The sequence below is a fragment of the Gracilibacillus orientalis genome (assembly GCF_900114645.1).
Taxonomy (GTDB): domain Bacteria; phylum Bacillota; class Bacilli; order Bacillales; family Amphibacillaceae; genus Gracilibacillus; species Gracilibacillus orientalis.
Window position 1 is genome coordinate 309,578 of sequence record NZ_FOTR01000004.1, and the last position, 16,941, is coordinate 326,518.

A 16,941-nucleotide genomic window follows, 5' to 3' on the forward strand; every position below is an offset into this window, starting at 1 on the left:
AATTTTATTCTTCGTTTTGTTCTTCTTGTTGATCATTTTGCTCATTCTCTTCCTGCTGATCTTCTTCTTCAGATTGTTGCTCATCTTCATTTGGTTGTTCTTCTTGTTCTTCTTGTTCTTCTTGTTCTTCATCTTCTTGCTCATTTTGATCAGACTCTTGTTCTTCATTTTCGATTCCTTGTGTAGATACTTGGACACTTGCAGAAGGACCTCGTACATCATTATTTTTTAGGAATGGAGTAACATGAATCGTGTAGTTCTTATTAGATTCAAGCTGAGTTATATTAACAGAGTTTTTATTTGTATTAAACTCATCAATCGTCTGACCACCATCTTGAACGACAATTTCAAACTCAATCGGTCCATTTTGCTCGTATTCCCAGCTAATTAATGCTGCTCGGTTTGCCGGATCAAAAGTTTGACTTAATTGGCTGACCTGTGGAAGTTCTTCCGTTTCTTCTTCTGGAACTTCAACTGTTACTGTCGCTGGATCACTTTCCATATCATCAGTAACGGCAATAACTTCAATAGTATAAGTTGTTCCTTTATCTACATTAGAAATTTCTACTTCTTTGTTATCAGTTGTGGTTAAATCATTTAATGAACCATCTGTACCAGCTGAAACCTTGAATTGTACATCATCTTCTTCATGATCCCATTCTGCTGTAATCCTGTTATTTTCTCCATCATATGAAGCACTTAGATTACTCACTGTTTCAAGTTCATCAAATTTTTCAGAGACCGCACTAGGTTCTGTTCCTTTAACGAATAGCTCAGAGACAATTTCAGAATCTGGTGTATATTCACTAGGTCTCTTCGCAGGGTTAGAACCTTTTTCGACTTGTACTTCCACAACAGAATCTGGTTTCACAAAATTTTGTGTCTCCATATCTTGCGAAATAAAACTCATCGTTTCCCTGAATAAATCATGTGCTATCTTGGTATTGTTAAGTGCTTTACGCTCTTTATCATTGCCGGTCCAAACGGCCACTGTATAATTGGTAGTATATCCTGCAAACCATGAATCTGGACTTCCGTCACCTTCTTCTTCAGTAAGGTTGGTTGTACCTGTTTTACCAGCAAGTTGTAATCCTGAAACATTAGCTCTTGTACCTGTTCCTTCTGTCACTACAGATTTTAACATATCAGTAATCATGTAAGCAGTGCTGTCTGCCATAGCCACTTCGGACTCTGATTCTAACTCATCTGAACGGCGATCAGGATAATCAACACGAATAACGGAAAATGGTTCATGATAAATACCTTCATTACCAAAGGCAGTATAGGCACCAGCCATTTCTAAAGGAGTAACACCATTACCTGTTCCTCCGATAGTATCGCCTATTGTTAAATCTTCTTCAAAGTCGATGCCTAAACCTTCTGCAAATGATCTAGCATCACTCATACCAACTTCATCAAATGTTTTTACTGCAGGTACGTTTAATGATTGTTGTAGGGCATACCTTGCAGTCATCCAGCCTTGATAACTTCCATTCCAATTTGTGATCACGCTGTCTGTTCCTGCGATTGGATATGGTTTATCATCGTTTAGTTGATGATAAGTAGACCATTCTAAATATTCTATAGCTGGTCCATAAGCCAATAGGGGTTTCATAACAGAACCACCTTGACGACCGTTACCATCTATTGCATAGTTCCAACCATCATTTTCACGATTTCTACCTGGTCCAATTGCTCTGATAGCACCTGTTTTTGTATCAAGCACTGTTAGACCAACCTGCATATCTTCGTCATCACTATAATCAATCGGATTATCGTCTGCATCACTTAATAAAAACTCAACCTGTTCTTGTGCGTCTGGATCTAATGTGGTGTGGACATCTAAACTATCTTTATAAATATCCGCGCCGGTTTTTTCTTCGACTTCTTTACGGACTTGTTGTATAAAGCCTTCATATTTCACAAAGTCTGGTTTCTTATCTGTCAATAAATCTTCAATATTAACCTCTCTAGCTTCATTCGCTTCTTCTTCACTAATTTTGTTGTGCTGCACCATTAAGTTTAGCACAGTATTCATTCTTTCTTTTGTTAAATCAGGGTTTGCAAATGGATCATACGCAGTAGGTCGTTGTGGTAAACCAGCTAAAATTGCTGCCTCTGCGAGAGTTAATTCACTTAGGTCTGTTTTTCCAAAATACACTTCTGCTGCCATTGCCACACCGTAGGCTCCAGCCCCATAGTAAATCTTGTTGACATACATTTCCATAATCTGTTCTTTTGTATATTCTCGATCTAATTTTAATGCAAGCCATTGTTCCTGAACTTTTCTTTTCAATTTCTTGTCATTTGACAGAAATGACCCCTTCACAACCTGTTGGGTAATCGTACTCGCACCTTGAGCTCCAAATCCATCTCGGAAGTTGGCAATAATAGCTCCACCAATACGCCTGAAGTCAATTCCGATATGATCTTGGAAACGGACATCTTCTGTAGCTAATATAGCATTCAATAACTCAGGAGGCATATCATCATATTCTATTTTTGTTCGCTTCTCTGCTCCTAGTTTTGCAAAGACATCACCATTAATGTCATAAAGATTGGTTGATGCTGGATCAGACAATAAGTCGGCTTCCAAGTCTGGAGCTGTAGCAAGATAATACGTGAATAATACACCAATGCCTAAACCGATTAATAATACGGCAATTAGAGCATATTTCATTATTTTTTTCCATATTGGTGTTTTCTTTGAATTGTTTTGTTTTAACTGTTTTCTTCTTTCCATTCTTGATTGGCTTTTATCTGCCATTTTTTGTTCCTCCGTTCTCCATATAATACTGGTCAATAACAGCCAAGTAATCTACTTTTGCTTGGTATCGAATGGGTATTATATAACCACGCTTTTTCACAGTTTCATAACGAATAGATTTCCTACCACCATTATTCTGCTGTTCCCAGTAAGAAAATAACATTTCAGCAGGGAATAGGAATGTTTCTTGACTTAGACTAAACCGAATTAATAGAAAGCAGATTCCACCATGATGCACAATCTGTTTCATATGGTCTATCTGATGTTGATGAATGTTACTGAGCGGAAAAGATTGTTTGTTTTTTGTTTCCTTCGCTTCAAAATCAATATGCTCTCCTTTATATAGTCCATTATAATCCGTTGTCGATGCCTGTTTAAAGTATGCTTCTTTGATTACTGCTGCACTTCTTTTCGGATAATCTACATGTACAATTTGAACAGGCGTTGGTTTCTTATGAATAATCGCGATATCGTGAGTTAAATAATATTGATTTGTATCATTTATATCATCTTCCAGTGACATTCCTCGGTTACTGTACACAGTTTGTCCAGTATGATTAAGTTTTGTGAAAGCTGATGATTTTCTCCCGTTTGGATATTGCATAGACTCCCTCCTATATCATCAACACATCCATCATATCATGGATAAATATATCATACGCTAAGCTATTGAAATCTTCAATCAAAAAGTACAATAAAAGCTGATACAACAGCAAATTCCTAACTTAAAATTTCGAAAATTGTAACATTTATATGGGGGGCTGATAAATAATCTATATCATTTATTCATAAAAAGTCGACATTACGAGAAGCAATGTCGACTTTTGTGCTAAGTTGATGGACGATTAGGTCCATTTAATTTTTTGTCATTTTGTGTCGGTATCTCTTTGTTATGCTGCTTTTCCCGCCCGTTATTCATCTTTCTTTTTTTATTTACACGCATCACAATCCCTCCTTTGCTTATAGTTTGACTATTTTTGTATATATCATACGTATATTGAGAAATTAATGTCAGCTTATTTCTAGTTTTGTCAAGGGCAAGGAATTTCAAACCTCATCATCGAATACAGTTAATAATAAATAAATTCAGGAGGGATACGTATGAGTACCAATCATGAAATTTTTACGAAAGAGGACTGTGAAAAAAAATTAGGTGAATTAATGGAGCTTGTTGAAGATATCGAACAACAATGGGAATTAAAAACAACAAAAGGGATTCCGGATCAGTATTGGGTACTTAACGACATATACAAGAAAGAGGGGGCATAATAGAATTATTTTAAAAATCATGTTACAGTAATGATGGCTATTACAGTTACAGAAAGGCGGTTTTAATAGTTGTTACTGTTAACATATATAGAAGAATTAGAAAAAGAGTTACTAAGGTTAAAAGAATATTATCTCGCTCATGAACGTCCAGAAAATAAGAGGGATCCGGAATTTTTTGCGTTTGTTAAGGAAAATACGGAACCGATTTTTGAGAAGGTTGACCATTGGAATGAAGAAGCATTAAATTTTGTGAAGAACAGGAATGTTAAAGTACACCCTCAACAGGTTGAATCAACAGAGGAAAACATAAAATTATTGTTACTCCACAGTTATTATGTAGATGTGAAAAGAAAAAGATACATGGAATTATATCAATCAGTACTGTATGTTTTCGATTCATTAAAAAATGATTTCCATAATCTTTAAAAAAACATCAATATCGTAGGTTGATGTCTTAGACAATCCTCACTATCGTGACATACGCTAGTATAGAATAATAATTAGTGAGGTGACTATAAATGAGACATCGAAGACCTTTTGGCTGTGGAATGCCAACACCGACAGTAGTATATCCAACAAAGTCTAATGAGGTGCACACTTGTAGTGAAAGTGAAGTAAAGCACATCCATCCTTCTCATACTACTTGTGTTAACCACCATTTAGTGAAAAATACTCATTATTATCCGCATACAACCTCTAATCAGAACACAGTTGATCAAGTCAATGTATATGGTGGACCAATGCAAGGACCATTTAATACACCACCAGGCAATCAACCAGGTCCAGGTCCAAGACCAGGACAATGGAATCCACAAAACATGATGCCAAGATAAGCAAAAGATGAGAGACATTCAATTTAATGTACTAATAAACAATGTTAGATGACTAGACTAAATTAAAAGTTAATAGCCGTGAAAATTTACGCGAAACAAACTGTCATGAAGATAATTCATGGCAGTTTTTTCTTTGCAAGATTATAAAAAATATAACATTTGCGTATTTGTCTAGCTATGCGGTTTTCTTATATAGAGTAAACGAGAAGATCTTCGGGATTTTGATCACATGCTGATGAATATTCCTGAATTTATTGTTTCATACTATATAGAAGGCAAGGAGTAGGGAGGGAGCATATTAAGCCAAAAGAACATCTCAACTATTAGAAATTTTGCATAAACAAAACATGATTATGTTTGAAAGAGACTGTAAAAATAATCAATTGTGGAAGTTTAATGCCGATAGAATAGCTGTTTATAAGTTATATAATCTTATTTAAGTATTTGGTGACTGGTATGAACAAGAATCTGATTTAAAAGTGTTAGGTGTGTTAAATATTAAACTTTCTGACGAGAATATGGTGAAAGCACGGTCAGCTTCTTTAAACGCTGCAGAGGTTATTTCATTAAATTGGGATATTGGTTAATTTATAAAATGAATGGGGAGAAATACAATGGAAAATATTCGAGTAATTGTTCAAAGACAAGATGATCCACACTCCAATCCATATGAAGAAGAATTTCTCATTCCCTATCGTTCCAATATGAATATTATCTCCGTCTTAATGTCGATTAGAAGTTATCCAGTTAATAAACAAGGAAAACATATCGCTCCGGTGCAATGGGACATGAACTGTTTGGAAGAAGTTTGTGGAGCTTGCTCTATGATTATAAACGGTACACCACGACAAGCTTGTTCAACTTTAGTAGATCGATTAGAACAACCCATTAGATTAAAGCCGATGGAAACTTTTCCAGTTATTCGTGATTTAGTCATTGAGAGGGAGAGAATGTTTCAGGCATTACAAAGGGTACAGGCATGGATTCCGATAGATGGTACATATGATATCGGTTCTGGGCCACGTATGGATGAATCAACACGTCAATGGGGATATGAGCTGTCGAAATGTTTCACCTGTGGTATTTGCTTAGAAGCATGCCCTAATGTAAATGATAACTCCGAGTTTTTAGGGCCTTTTGTATTCGCTCAAATCGATTTAAAAAATATACATCCAACCGGGGCAATGCATAAACAGGAGCGGCTGGAAGCGTTCATGGGCGATGGTGGATTAGAATCATGTGGAAATTCACAAAACTGTGTACAAGTCTGTCCGAAAGGTGTGCCGTTAACTACCTCGATTGCAAAAATCAATCGCGAAGCAACTTTCAAGTCTTTTGTTGACTTTTTTGGTTAAAAGTTAGAATAGATAACGATAATTTTATTATGTAAACAAAAGCTGAGAATATTGGATCAACAGGAGGAAACCGTTGAATAATTTAGATTGGTTAACGTATTTCATTATTATTTTAGCAAGTTATCGTCTAACACATTTAATTGTATTTGATAAAATAACTGAATTTATTAGAAAACCTTTTTTAAAGAAGGAAAAAGTTATAGATGATAAAGGAAGCGAGCATATAAAAAATGTCCCCACATCAAAATTTGGATACCTACTTAACTGTTATTGGTGTGCAGGCATTTGGAGTGCTATTATAATCGCGGTCTCTTATATGTTTATTCCAGCCATCGCTTGGCCGATTATCTTTATTTTATCAATAGCTGGTGCACAGGCCATCATCGAAACATTTGTTGGTGTAGGAACAAAAGTGACGAAATGGTTCAGTGAACAATAATTTATGTGCTACTTGTCCTCAAGCGTTATTTGAAGGCAATTGTAGTAGCTCCAACATGTTGCAAGCTTTAATTAACATTTGTAGGTTTCACTTCTAATATAGTTTTAAGGGAGTTCATGCATGAAGAAAGGGATAATTATTGTCATTTTATATGGAATTATTTTGTTCATAGCATACTTTTTCCATGAACCGTTAATAAATTGGTTAAATCGAAGTGAACCGTCACAGCTTCCCTTGATGTTTTTGCTTGCTGTTTTATTTGGAATTATTCCTGTTGTTCCATTTTCAGTCTTCGGCGCATTAATGGGTGCTAAATACGGGATTTTAATTGGTGCAGTAATTAATTGGACAGGATCAATAGGAGCATCTGCTATCTTATTTCTTTTTGCTCGTTTTGTTTTTGTGAAGGAATTCCAAAAGCTTATTACAAGATTTAAAAAGATTAAAAAGTTTGATGATCTTATTAATCATAATGCGTTTATCGCTGTGTTATTTAGTCGAATGATTCCGATTATCCCCCCACCTGTAATTAATATTTATTCTGGCCTAAGCTCTATACTATTTAAAACCTATATTCTAGCAACCGCAATTGGCCAAATTCCCGGAATGATTGTTTATGCATTCATAGGTAATCAATTATTTGAATCTTTTTCTCATTTATTAATGGGAATCTGTATCTATTTAGGTTTTCTAATTATCGTTATTCCCCTTTATCGCCGGTGGAGGACTTGTTAAATTCGAATTTAAGAAGATTAAATGGAAGAGGGATTCATTCTATGAAGAAAAGGAGATTGAATAAAGTGTTAAAACTAACTATTTCTATTCTCGTCATTTTATTAATACTTTCGCTTATTTATTTATATTTAATTCAGCCAATCGTGAAAACAAATAAATTAACCCAGCCTTCAGATTATACATCTAAGCCTGTTGTTATGATTATTATTGATTCAATAATGGATGAACCATTACAAAATACAATAAAAGAAGGAAAAGCACCTGCATTAGAATTTTTAATGAATAATGGTAACTATTATCCAGATATGGTCAGTAGTTATCCTACCATGTCGGTTACCATTGATAGTACATTGTTAACTGGAACATATCCAAATGAACATAAAATTCCTGGACTTGTTTGGTACGATGCACAAAATAAACAGTTTATTAGTTATGGTAGTGCCAGACAGGAAATAATGAAAATAGGAATGAAACATGTTTTTCACAATAGCTTGTTTAGACTCAATCAGAATCACTTAAGTAAAGATGTAACAACTATTCATGAAGAATTAGATGGACAGTCAGCTTCCATCAACACACTTGTATTCCGAGGAAACCATGAACAATTATTAAACGTACCTAGAATTTTGAATATGAATGGCTTTTTAGAAAAGGGGGATTCGATAAATGGACCAAGATATTTTTCCTATGGACTATTATCAAGACTTAACCCAAATAATAACAAGACTCATTTTTGGCAAGCCTTTGGTTTTAATAATGAGTTTTCAACAAAGGAACTTAAATTTTTAATAGAAGAAGATTATTTACCTTCTTTTTCACTCGTTTATTTCTCTGATAATGATAAATTAGTACATAAAAACGGAGTGAAAGAAAGGAAGGGAATTGAAGAATCAGATAAACAATTGCAAGAAATACTTAATACTTATCCGTCATGGGAAGAAGCGATACAGGATAATATATGGATCGTCATGGGGGATAGCGGACAAAGTGATATTGGGGAGGATAAGGAACAGGCACTGATTGATTTAAGAAAATTGCTAAAAGAGTATAACGTACATCAAATTAGCGATCCTATTCAAGAACAAGATGAAATTGTTCTTGGATTAAATGAGCGAATGTCATTTATTTACTTATTAGACAATAAGTTAGAGCAGAAGCATATTGCCAGACAATTAAAAAACGATGATCGCATTAATTTCATAGCTTGGAAACATGGTGATATGATCCAAGTCATTTCAGGAGATGAGGAGGGTACGCTTTCGTTTAAACCTAACGGTACATACACTGATTCATATGGACAGAAATGGGAGTTGGAAGGAAACGAAAAAATATTAGATCTCTCGATAACTAAGGATAATAAGATATCTTATCGAGACTTTCCGGATGGACTTGCACGGTTGAATAGTTCTTTTTATTCGCAAACAGGAAGATATTTAATTGCAGACGCAAAACCTGGTTTTGAATTTGTTGGAGAAGGGTCACCGACTCATGTCAATGGCGCTAGCCACGGTTCGCTTTATAAGCATGATTCCTATTTTCCCATGATTGTTACTGGAACTGAAATGGAACCAGAACATAAGCGAATGGTTGATTTAAAAGAATGGATTTTAAGAATATTAAACGACGAAAACTAAAAGAACTTAGGCGTTATAAAATGAAAAAATATAACGGAGGACTACTTCATGCATATCAAAGTGATGACTTATAATATTCATCATGGTAAAGGGTTAGATAAGAAAGTGAATCTTCACCGAATTTGTGATGTTATAGCTAACAGTAATGCAGATATTATCGGTCTAAATGAAGTAGATAGATATTTTTCAAAACGAAGTCATTTTCTTGATCAAACAGAGTATCTAACAAATGAATTAAATTACTATGGTTTTTTCAGTCCTTCACTATCATTAAAACCAAGAAAGAATTGTGTAACTAGGCAATATGGGAATGCAATTCTATCTCGTTTTCCTATACATGCGTCAAATAGTTATGTCTTTAGCAATCGTCTTTGTTTTACTGAAGACAGATCTATACTTGAGGCAATAATTCCATTAAATGATAAATTAGTGCATTTTTATGTTACACATTTAAGCTTAAACCCATGTATTCATAACAAACAAAGTGAGTTTATTATAAATAAAGCAAAGAGACCAGCAGTTATTATAGGTGATTGGAATATGAAAATGCAATCCAAGAGATGGAGAAGGGTTGTAGAAGTTTATAGAGATGTATGGGACTCGGTTGAAAATCCAGCTGGGCTTACTTATCCATCCCAAAATCCTCGAAAAAGACTGGATTATATGTTTGTTAGTAACGATATTAAAATTCTGGATGTACAGGTTAATGATTTTATGCCAACAGCTTCAGATCATTTGCCTTTAGTATCTACTTTATCCATATAACGGTCTCTTCCTCTCTGAATATCCTGAAAAGGTAACATCTTACAGAATAATCATTTGTACTCTTGACAAAATAATATTGGTATTACTTTATGAGAGGAAAAAAGCTAATGAATATCAAATTATATGTCCTTACATTGTGGTTAGTCATTGATCCTATTTATTATATGTTTACTCGCCTTACCTACATTGATGATTCAAAGGGAAGTGATCAAAATGTTTTCAGGGTTCGTTTAACTCGCTATAAGGGGAGAGAATCGATACTAACTGATGGTACTGTTATCCAAAAAAATGATCTATTAATAAAAATTCATTTGCATAATGCACAGTTGATGAAAAGCATCAAAAATATCAAAGGCGATGTTAGAAAGGCTATGGTTATTCATCAAAATGTGGAAAGATCGTTACCTCAACTTGCTGAGTATGTGAATAATCATTCCAACGCCACTGATATAAAAGGAATAATAGGTATAACCATGCTGAATCGAGGCAGTTCCAAATTAGGTTTTGACACTGTAGAGATTAGTAGCCCCTTTTATAAATACTTTAAATGTATGGCTTTACTTCCGATCTACTGGCTATCGGTTACTTCACTTTCCTCAAACAGTTTCAAAAAACATCATCCATGTTATTTATTCATGTCCAAAGGGAAGTTGTTACAAAAATATTTCCAGCAAATGTAGGGTCACATAAGAAAAAAACAGACAAAACCCATCTAGGCCTGACCGTTTTATCTAATTCGAAATAGATACAAACTGCGCACTAATGGAAATTTTCTTTGGTAAGCTCCTTTCTTGAGTGAGGAGGCTCACCGGGTCACCCGCGGAAAGCGAAGTATGTTGCCGCAGCGTATCCCTAACACTCATTGCTAAGAAGAGGGAAGGAAGCAAATCTAAGCGAAAGTTTTACTGCGTAGTTTATGTTTTATGTACAAAATTTCAACCATTCCTTACTTTAAAAAAGAACTCCTATCGCGATAGGAGTTCTTTTGTTAGGTCAAAACCAAATATAGGAATGTATAGTCTATGTCATCCAATGAATAATAAACGTATGGAACCTAGAGCGAAATTAAATAGCTGGATATAAATCGGAATTTTCCTTTGCCATAGGTAATTGATGAAGCGTTATTTCAGGTAGACTTCCAACCCTGATGTTTACACCAGTTTGACCCATTCCTTCACTGATATAGAAAGGTCGACCGTCTTGTGAATGAAGCCCTTTGATAATGTCCATTTTAGCAAGTTTGCCCATTTTGGCAAGATGATATGCTTTAGGATAACAAATTTGACCTCCATGAAAATGACCCGCTAACAAATAATCAAAATGGTACCTTTTCATATCAAGTACAATATTAGGATCATGTGTCAATACTAGATTTGTCCCTTTTTTGATCGATTGATAAGAGCTGGCCAAGTCACTACGGTTCGTGCTGTAATCATCAACGCCAATAATGTTTAATGGCTGATTTTTAATATAAATGGTTTCACTGCTATTTTGCATTACATGACAATTATACTCATTAAGCGTGTCTATTAATGTTTGTAAATGAGCACCTTTTAACACATAATCATGATTACCTAAAACCGTGTATATGCCAAGCTTAGGCTGCAATTTATTAAAAACCTTTAAATAAGGAATAAGCTTTGGAATCGTCTGCTTTCGATCAACAAAATCACCAGTTAAAGCAATTAAATCAATTGCTTCATCTTTTACCTTGTCATAAAGCATTTCAGGGGATATAGAGATATTTTCTAGATGTAAATCAGAAAGATGCAAAATATTTAAGGCTGAAACTGATTCTGTTTGGCTGTTATCTATCTTTATTTTTCTAACGACAATATTTTGTGTGTTTTTATACGCTTTGAAGATAACAATAGTCACTAGGATAATAAAACTAATTAATAATAACATGAACATATTCATCACTCCTCTGATCCTAATTATACAGGTTTTTATCCTTAATTGTTACGGCAATTCATGGATGTATTTCCAATATAATTTGTTTAAAATCTGACATTTATGAGGTGCATCATGACAATCAAATCAACCAAGATCTTATTTCTTCCATTTTTAAACATACCTTCTGGTCATCATCAAGTTGCAGATTCGCTTATGTATGAGATCGAATTAAATGAACCACGAATAAAATGTGAAAAAGCAGAAATACTTTCTTATAGCTATGGAAAATTAGAAGCTTTAGTATCAGGAATTTATCTTAAATGGATTCATTTATTTCCTCATTTATATAATTGGATTTATCAACAAAGTGTATATAAAAACATAGAACAACATAAAAAATTCAGATTGTACGAATTACTTTTTTTAGCTCAAATGAAACAACTAATAAATGAGAAACAACCAGATTGTGTGATCTGTACGCATGCGTTACCTTCCTATATGTTAAATGTGATGAAAGAAAAAGGTATCATCAATATTCCGGTGATTAATGTTTACACTGACTTTTTCATACATCGCTTTTGGGGCACTAATCATATCGACTTTCATTTTGTTTCATCTCCTAATATGAAAGAACTCTTAGAGAAAAAAGGAATACCAGAGGAGCGAATATGGTTTACGGGCATTCCCGTTCATCATGAGATTAAGCCAGACAGGAAGCCAGTTATGAAACATCATTCCTCATGTTTATCCATTATGGTGACAGGTGGAAATTTAGGGGTTGGTGCGATGGAAGATTTATTAAACAATATAAAAACAAGTGGTAAAATAAAATTTTATGTGTTATGTGGAAAAAACAACCTGCTATATCGAAAATTGCAGAGATTAAATAACACTAACATTATCCCTTTAAAATATATTACATGTAGGAAGGAAATGAATGAACTATATGATTCGATAGACGGTATTCTAACCAAACCAGGTGGAGTAACGATAAGTGAATGTTTAAGAAAAAGAAAACCAACTTTTATATATCATGCACTGCCAGGACAAGAGGTTATAAACCTTGATCAATTACAACAATTGGGAGTGGTTTTTTACCTAAGCGATTGGAGGGATATCGAGAGTCAACTATTCACCTTTTTTGACAATAATGAACACCTTGTAGAAATGAATTCAAGTCTAGAGAGTTACCACCGTCAACTAGTGGATAAAAGAATATCTGAACTGATCCAGCAAATATTGTGAGATAGTTTTATTAATCCATGCTTACCTTATGGTCGATTTCATCATCGTTTTATTATAGTATAAGTATACAATGGTGATCGCCATATTTTTTGAATATAACAAAGGAAGCTGGTAATAAAAATGGATTACAGTCATTTATATGCTATGTATAAACCGCTGCTTTTCACGGTTGCTTATCGAATGTTAGGTTCTATCAAGGATGCAGAGGATATTGTCCATGATGTTTTCATGCATTTAGAAAAGCTAGATCTATCTACTATTGATGATCCAAAGGCATATTTGGCAAAAATGACGACAAATAAAAGCTTGAATTATCTTCAATCTTCTACAAAAAAACGCGAAGTTTACCCAGGTCCATGGCTGCCAGAGCCTATTGTTAATCCTGATGCAAATGCTCCTCTAGAAAATCTTTTAAAAGAAGAATCTATTTCTTATGCTTTTGTTGTTCTCTTACATCAACTTACAGAACTTGAACGGTGTATTTATATATTGAGGGTAGTGCTCACATTTGACTATGCCTTCATTTCATCGATTTTAAATCGATCAGAGCAAAGTTGTAGAAAAGTATATAGTAGAGCAAAGCAAAAATTACAGCAAAATAAATCATTCAATAAAGCAACTAAAGAGGAAGCAAACGAACTGGCCAAGATATTCCTACGCGCGGTGGAAAGTGGTCAGTTTGATCCTTTCATTGATTACTTATCAAAAGATGTGGTGCTTGTATCCGATGGTGGCGGAAAAGTATTGTCTGCTATGTATCCGATTATTAGCAAAAAGCGGGTTGTTGCATTTCTACAGGGAATTCATAAGAGAGGGACTTTTCAAGGGCAGCTTAGTATAGTAAAAGTCAATGAAGAGATCGGAATTCTCCAGCAACAACATGACAAGCCTGCAAAGTTGCTAACGTTTGATTACACGGAGGCTGGTGTTCAAAATATTTATATTGTGATGAACCCAAATAAATTAAAAGAAATAGGTCACAATTTCTCCTTTTAATTTGTCTTATATGTGAAAGCCAAAAAAAGGAGGAATAAAATATGGAACAAAGAATCAATTATATGGAGGTAGCACCTGATTTAGTTAAACTCATTGGACAATTGGAAATGTACAAAAAGCAGACGGAATTTGATGAGAAACTGATTGAATTGGTAAAGATTCGTGCATCCCAGCTCAATAATTGTGCGTATTGTATTAATATGCACACGAAGGATGCCAGAGCATTAGGAGAAACAGAACAAAGAATTTATTGCCTGAGTGCTTGGAGAGAAACAGACTTCTATACAGAAAGTGAAAAAGCTGCACTTGAATTGACGGAAGCAATAACTAAAATTTCTGAGCAAGGTGTGCCTGATAAAGTGTATCAAAAAGCTTGCAAGCAATTTGATGAAAAGCAATATATCGATTTAGTGGGGCTTATTATTACAATCAACTGCTGGAACCGATTATCAATCGCCAATCATAATGTTCCAGAATAAAATTCTTTTAAGGCATTCCTAAAGCCCATATTATTAATGTATACTTGCTAAAAGGAAATACCCTAGTATATTCACACAAATATGCTAGGGTATTTTATTAGTCCAAACAGAGTAAGGTAATGACTAAAAAACTTTAGTAACGCTGGTTGAATCTGATTTATTGATTCCGTTACTTCAAGAACTCAATGCTATTGTTGGTAGTTCAACAGTTACTTGTATAGAAGGTGGCTGACAAATACCATCCCAAAAGGAGTAGGTTACTCTATAAAAAATCAATTTTTATTCAAATAATTGCAAAATGCAAATATTTAAGTTAAACTTTCTTATGAGGTGAAATTCCATGGAAAATACACGTGAAATTTTTCAAATCATGACTCGTCGCTTTGGTCTTCTTAATAAAAGTTGCTGCTCTGCCGGTGGCATTGATATTTCATTAATTCAAAGTCATATCCTTTATGAAATTGACCATCAGCATAAACCTTCAGTCCAGAAAGTTGCGGAGGCTTTAGATACAGATATCACGACCTTTAGTCGACAAATCCAATCGTTAATCAAAATGAATTTAGTGAAAAAGACACCCGACCCGGATGACCGGAGAGTCTATGTTCTCTCCTTAACGACGGAAGGTGCCTTTGTTGCGGCATCGATTGATCAGCAAATCAATGCTTATTTAAACGAAATTTTCTCTCAGATGAATGAATTCGAAAAAGACACCGTTATTCGTTCCATCAAGCTATTAAATGATGCGATGGCGAAATCGAGCGTATGCTGCACATCCCCAATGGGGTGATTTCTTTTATACTTGCAAAATACAAATGAAATCAAAAGGTGGGCTTAGGAAGAATAGAGTTTTTGATTCCATACGATATGAGGTGATTCGTTACTTGGAGGATTACATGAAACAATTTTTTGCTTGTCGTTACAAATCAACGGAGGTAAAGGATTACACGGGAAAGAATTGGTGTTAGCCATAGCGATTGGAGGGCTCAGAACATTCGTATCGAGCCGGGGTTTGAATCAATACACAATCAGCGAACTAACTAAGCCTATACAGGCGACGGCGAATTTAACAGGAATGTATTTCCTATCTCATTTTTACAACACGGTACTGTCACTGTCAAAGAGGCAGACATCTGAAGCTTATGTGAAGTATATTACCATGAAGGGTTAAACCACTAATCCGTATTAGTAACAAGGCCTAAGTTCCTAGTTTATCAACTCTTTAATCTAAGCGTGTCAAATTTTCTTATAAAATAAATAACTCTAGGAGGATTTTAAATGTTAAATGCACATGTTGGGTTGAACGTAACAAATTTGGAGAATAGCATTGAATTTTATACAAAGGTATTTGGACTTGATCCTGTGAAAGTGAAAGAAGGTTATGCAAAGTTTTTACTCAAACAACCCGGGTTAAACTTTACCTTAAACCAAAGCAATAAAGTCGAAGGAAATCAAGTTGGACATTTTGGTTTTCAAATAGAGTCAGCTGAAGAAGTATTATCGCAAAAAGAAAGACTTGAAAAAGAAGGTTTCTTTGCGAGAGATGAAATGGATACAACGTGTTGTTATGCGGTTCAAGATAAATTTTGGGTAACAGATCCTGACGGCAATGAGTGGGAGTTTTTCTATACTAAGGCAGACGCCGAAGTTCACTCCAGCACAGCATCTACAGAAAGTACTACTTCAGGTACTTGCTGCAACAACTAGTGAAAAGACTAATTCTCCATAAGTAAGGAGAATTAGTCTTTTTGATTCCGGAAATTTCCTTATCGTAGACTAAACAAAGCTGGTTATAATATAGAATATTGACATCACTAGAATATAATGGTCATTTCCTTTATACTAGTACATACAGTGTCGTAATTAGAAAAATCGACTTATCTCCAAGTCCTTTAGTTTTGCTGCTTATACTATTAATCAAAAGAATAGTGCAAAAAAGGTAGTGTTAAAGATGAAAGTTATCACAGTTACTGGAAACAAACCGACGGAATTAAATATACAAAATGAAAATGATTCACGGATTTCTTTTATAAAGATCGCTCTGAAACAAAGATTGATTTCATTAATCGATGAAGGATTAGAATGGGTTATTATGTCTGGTCAAATGGGAATTGAACTATGGGCAGCACAAGTGGTAGTAGAACTAAAAGAGGACTATTCAATAAAACTAGGTATATTCCCACCATTTGTAGAATATGAATCTAGATGGCCGGAAGTTTATCAAGAAGCATTTCTTCAAATCATGGAACAAGCTGATTTTTACCAACCGCTGTACAATGAACCTTATAAAGCGCCATATCAGTTTATTAATAAAGATTTTTGGTTAATCGATAAAACAGATGGGTGTTTAGCGCTGGTCGATGAGGAGTATCCAGGCAGTGCCGGTTATATATTGGAAAAGATGAAAAAAGCTGTAGAATTTTCAAACTATTCAATTTGGTATATTACACCGAATGATCTAGAAGACATTGTCAGGGATCAGCATGAATATAATGAAAGTCATTCAGATTAAAAATTGACAACTTATA

Annotated in this window: 20 protein-coding genes; 16 read left to right on the forward strand and 4 right to left on the reverse strand. The window is 34.5% G+C overall.

What is annotated here, in order from left to right:
• Nucleotides 1-4: 4 nt before the first annotated feature.
• From BM121_RS09940 to BM121_RS22280, 3 genes are all read right to left on the reverse strand, one after another.
• Nucleotides 5-2,767: a penicillin-binding protein 1A gene (locus BM121_RS09940; protein WP_091483484.1), complete on the reverse strand. Its 2,763-nt coding sequence runs from the start codon at nt 2,765-2,767 to the stop codon at nt 5-7.
• Nucleotides 2,757-3,371 (reverse strand): Holliday junction resolvase RecU, encoded by a 615-nt coding sequence (gene recU, locus BM121_RS09945; RefSeq protein ID WP_091483485.1) that lies wholly within the window; start codon nt 3,369-3,371, stop codon nt 2,757-2,759. The genes BM121_RS09940 and recU overlap by 11 nt, the downstream gene beginning before the upstream one ends.
• 225 nt (nt 3,372-3,596) lie before the next feature.
• Nucleotides 3,597-3,710 carry a spore protein gene (locus BM121_RS22280; protein WP_194841986.1) on the reverse strand — a complete coding sequence of 38 codons (114 nt, stop codon included), beginning with the start codon at nt 3,708-3,710 and terminating at the stop codon, nt 3,597-3,599.
• Between the two features lie 158 nt (nt 3,711-3,868).
• On the opposite strand from BM121_RS22280, the gene BM121_RS22045 reads away from it, so the two are divergent.
• The 9 genes from BM121_RS22045 (at nt 3,869) to BM121_RS09985 (ending at nt 10,477) form a co-directional block, all read left to right on the forward strand.
• Complete coding sequence (locus tag BM121_RS22045) at nt 3,869-4,036, forward strand: hypothetical protein (protein WP_175495385.1); 168 nt, start codon at nt 3,869-3,871, stop codon at nt 4,034-4,036.
• 69 nt (nt 4,037-4,105) lie between these two features.
• The gene (locus tag BM121_RS09950; protein WP_091483486.1) at nt 4,106-4,462 is read left to right on the forward strand and encodes a DUF1798 family protein; all 357 of its coding nucleotides are present in this window, start codon (nt 4,106-4,108) and stop codon (nt 4,460-4,462) included.
• A 92-nt stretch (nt 4,463-4,554) separates the two neighbouring features.
• Nucleotides 4,555-4,869: a CotD family spore coat protein gene (locus BM121_RS09955; RefSeq protein WP_091483487.1), complete on the forward strand. Its 315-nt coding sequence runs from the start codon at nt 4,555-4,557 to the stop codon at nt 4,867-4,869.
• Nucleotides 4,870-5,483: 614 nt separating this feature from the next.
• Entirely contained in the window at nt 5,484-6,224 is a 741-nt protein-coding gene (gene sdhB / locus BM121_RS09960) for a succinate dehydrogenase iron-sulfur subunit (RefSeq protein WP_425432234.1), read from the forward strand.
• 73 nt (nt 6,225-6,297) lie between these two features.
• Nucleotides 6,298-6,663: a DUF1360 domain-containing protein gene (locus tag BM121_RS09965; protein WP_091483489.1), complete on the forward strand. Its 366-nt coding sequence runs from the start codon at nt 6,298-6,300 to the stop codon at nt 6,661-6,663.
• Between the two features lie 120 nt (nt 6,664-6,783).
• A complete protein-coding gene (locus tag BM121_RS09970; protein WP_091483490.1) occupies nt 6,784-7,398 on the forward strand; it encodes a TVP38/TMEM64 family protein in 615 nt (204 codons plus the stop codon).
• Nucleotides 7,399-7,439: 41 nt separating this feature from the next.
• On the forward strand, nt 7,440-9,032 hold the full coding sequence (locus tag BM121_RS09975) for an alkaline phosphatase family protein (RefSeq protein ID WP_091483577.1): 1,593 nt from the start codon (nt 7,440-7,442) through the stop codon (nt 9,030-9,032).
• Between the two features lie 48 nt (nt 9,033-9,080).
• Complete coding sequence (locus BM121_RS09980; protein WP_091483491.1) at nt 9,081-9,797, forward strand: endonuclease/exonuclease/phosphatase family protein; 717 nt, start codon at nt 9,081-9,083, stop codon at nt 9,795-9,797.
• 107 nt (nt 9,798-9,904) lie between these two features.
• A complete protein-coding gene (locus tag BM121_RS09985; RefSeq protein WP_091483492.1) occupies nt 9,905-10,477 on the forward strand; it encodes a YkoP family protein in 573 nt (190 codons plus the stop codon).
• A 385-nt stretch (nt 10,478-10,862) separates the two neighbouring features.
• Here the strand turns inward: BM121_RS09985 and BM121_RS09990 are convergent, their stop codons facing one another.
• Nucleotides 10,863-11,711, reverse strand: coding sequence for a metallophosphoesterase (locus tag BM121_RS09990; protein ID WP_091483493.1), 849 nt, complete (start codon nt 11,709-11,711; stop codon nt 10,863-10,865).
• A 114-nt stretch (nt 11,712-11,825) separates the two neighbouring features.
• Here BM121_RS09990 and BM121_RS09995 point away from each other — a divergent pair, with 114 nt between their 5' ends.
• The 7 genes from BM121_RS09995 (at nt 11,826) to BM121_RS10025 (ending at nt 16,925) form a co-directional block, all read left to right on the forward strand.
• A complete protein-coding gene (locus tag BM121_RS09995) occupies nt 11,826-12,938 on the forward strand; it encodes an MGDG synthase family glycosyltransferase (RefSeq protein WP_091483494.1) in 1,113 nt (370 codons plus the stop codon).
• Between the two features lie 120 nt (nt 12,939-13,058).
• Nucleotides 13,059-13,934, forward strand: coding sequence for a sigma-70 family RNA polymerase sigma factor (locus BM121_RS10000; RefSeq protein ID WP_091483495.1), 876 nt, complete (start codon nt 13,059-13,061; stop codon nt 13,932-13,934).
• Nucleotides 13,935-13,975: 41 nt separating this feature from the next.
• Complete coding sequence (locus BM121_RS10005; protein ID WP_091483496.1) at nt 13,976-14,413, forward strand: carboxymuconolactone decarboxylase family protein; 438 nt, start codon at nt 13,976-13,978, stop codon at nt 14,411-14,413.
• Between the two features lie 340 nt (nt 14,414-14,753).
• Nucleotides 14,754-15,203, forward strand: a complete 450-nt coding sequence (locus BM121_RS10010) for a MarR family winged helix-turn-helix transcriptional regulator (protein WP_091483497.1) — start codon at nt 14,754-14,756, stop codon at nt 15,201-15,203.
• Nucleotides 15,204-15,326: 123 nt separating this feature from the next.
• Complete coding sequence (locus BM121_RS10015; RefSeq protein ID WP_281244815.1) at nt 15,327-15,584, forward strand: NAD(P)H-dependent oxidoreductase; 258 nt, start codon at nt 15,327-15,329, stop codon at nt 15,582-15,584.
• Between the two features lie 107 nt (nt 15,585-15,691).
• A complete protein-coding gene (locus BM121_RS10020) occupies nt 15,692-16,120 on the forward strand; it encodes an ArsI/CadI family heavy metal resistance metalloenzyme (protein WP_091483499.1) in 429 nt (142 codons plus the stop codon).
• 244 nt (nt 16,121-16,364) lie between these two features.
• On the forward strand, nt 16,365-16,925 hold the full coding sequence (locus BM121_RS10025) for an SLOG family protein (RefSeq protein ID WP_091483500.1): 561 nt from the start codon (nt 16,365-16,367) through the stop codon (nt 16,923-16,925).
• Nucleotides 16,926-16,941 lie beyond the last annotated feature (16 nt).

Bases quoted from the DNA above. Each gene is read 5' to 3' on its own strand.
- BM121_RS09940 (WP_091483484.1), bottom strand. From the start codon at position 2,767: ATGGCAGATAAAAGCCAATCAAGAATGGAAAGAAGAAAACAGTTAAAA.
- recU (WP_091483485.1), bottom strand. From the start codon at position 3,371: ATGCAATATCCAAACGGGAGAAAATCATCAGCTTTCACAAAACTTAAT.
- BM121_RS22280 (WP_194841986.1), bottom strand. From the start codon at position 3,710: ATGCGTGTAAATAAAAAAAGAAAGATGAATAACGGGCGGGAAAAGCAG.
- BM121_RS22045 (WP_175495385.1), top strand. From the start codon at position 3,869: ATGAGTACCAATCATGAAATTTTTACGAAAGAGGACTGTGAAAAAAAA.
- BM121_RS09955 (WP_091483487.1), top strand. From the start codon at position 4,555: ATGAGACATCGAAGACCTTTTGGCTGTGGAATGCCAACACCGACAGTA.
- sdhB (WP_425432234.1), top strand. From the start codon at position 5,484: ATGGAAAATATTCGAGTAATTGTTCAAAGACAAGATGATCCACACTCC.
- BM121_RS09970 (WP_091483490.1), top strand. From the start codon at position 6,784: ATGAAGAAAGGGATAATTATTGTCATTTTATATGGAATTATTTTGTTC.
- BM121_RS09975 (WP_091483577.1), top strand. From the start codon at position 7,440: ATGAAGAAAAGGAGATTGAATAAAGTGTTAAAACTAACTATTTCTATT.
- BM121_RS09980 (WP_091483491.1), top strand. From the start codon at position 9,081: ATGCATATCAAAGTGATGACTTATAATATTCATCATGGTAAAGGGTTA.
- BM121_RS09985 (WP_091483492.1), top strand. From the start codon at position 9,905: ATGAATATCAAATTATATGTCCTTACATTGTGGTTAGTCATTGATCCT.
- BM121_RS09990 (WP_091483493.1), bottom strand. From the start codon at position 11,711: ATGTTCATGTTATTATTAATTAGTTTTATTATCCTAGTGACTATTGTT.
- BM121_RS09995 (WP_091483494.1), top strand. From the start codon at position 11,826: ATGACAATCAAATCAACCAAGATCTTATTTCTTCCATTTTTAAACATA.
- BM121_RS10000 (WP_091483495.1), top strand. From the start codon at position 13,059: ATGGATTACAGTCATTTATATGCTATGTATAAACCGCTGCTTTTCACG.
- BM121_RS10005 (WP_091483496.1), top strand. From the start codon at position 13,976: ATGGAACAAAGAATCAATTATATGGAGGTAGCACCTGATTTAGTTAAA.
- BM121_RS10010 (WP_091483497.1), top strand. From the start codon at position 14,754: ATGGAAAATACACGTGAAATTTTTCAAATCATGACTCGTCGCTTTGGT.
- BM121_RS10020 (WP_091483499.1), top strand. From the start codon at position 15,692: ATGTTAAATGCACATGTTGGGTTGAACGTAACAAATTTGGAGAATAGC.
- BM121_RS10025 (WP_091483500.1), top strand. From the start codon at position 16,365: ATGAAAGTTATCACAGTTACTGGAAACAAACCGACGGAATTAAATATA.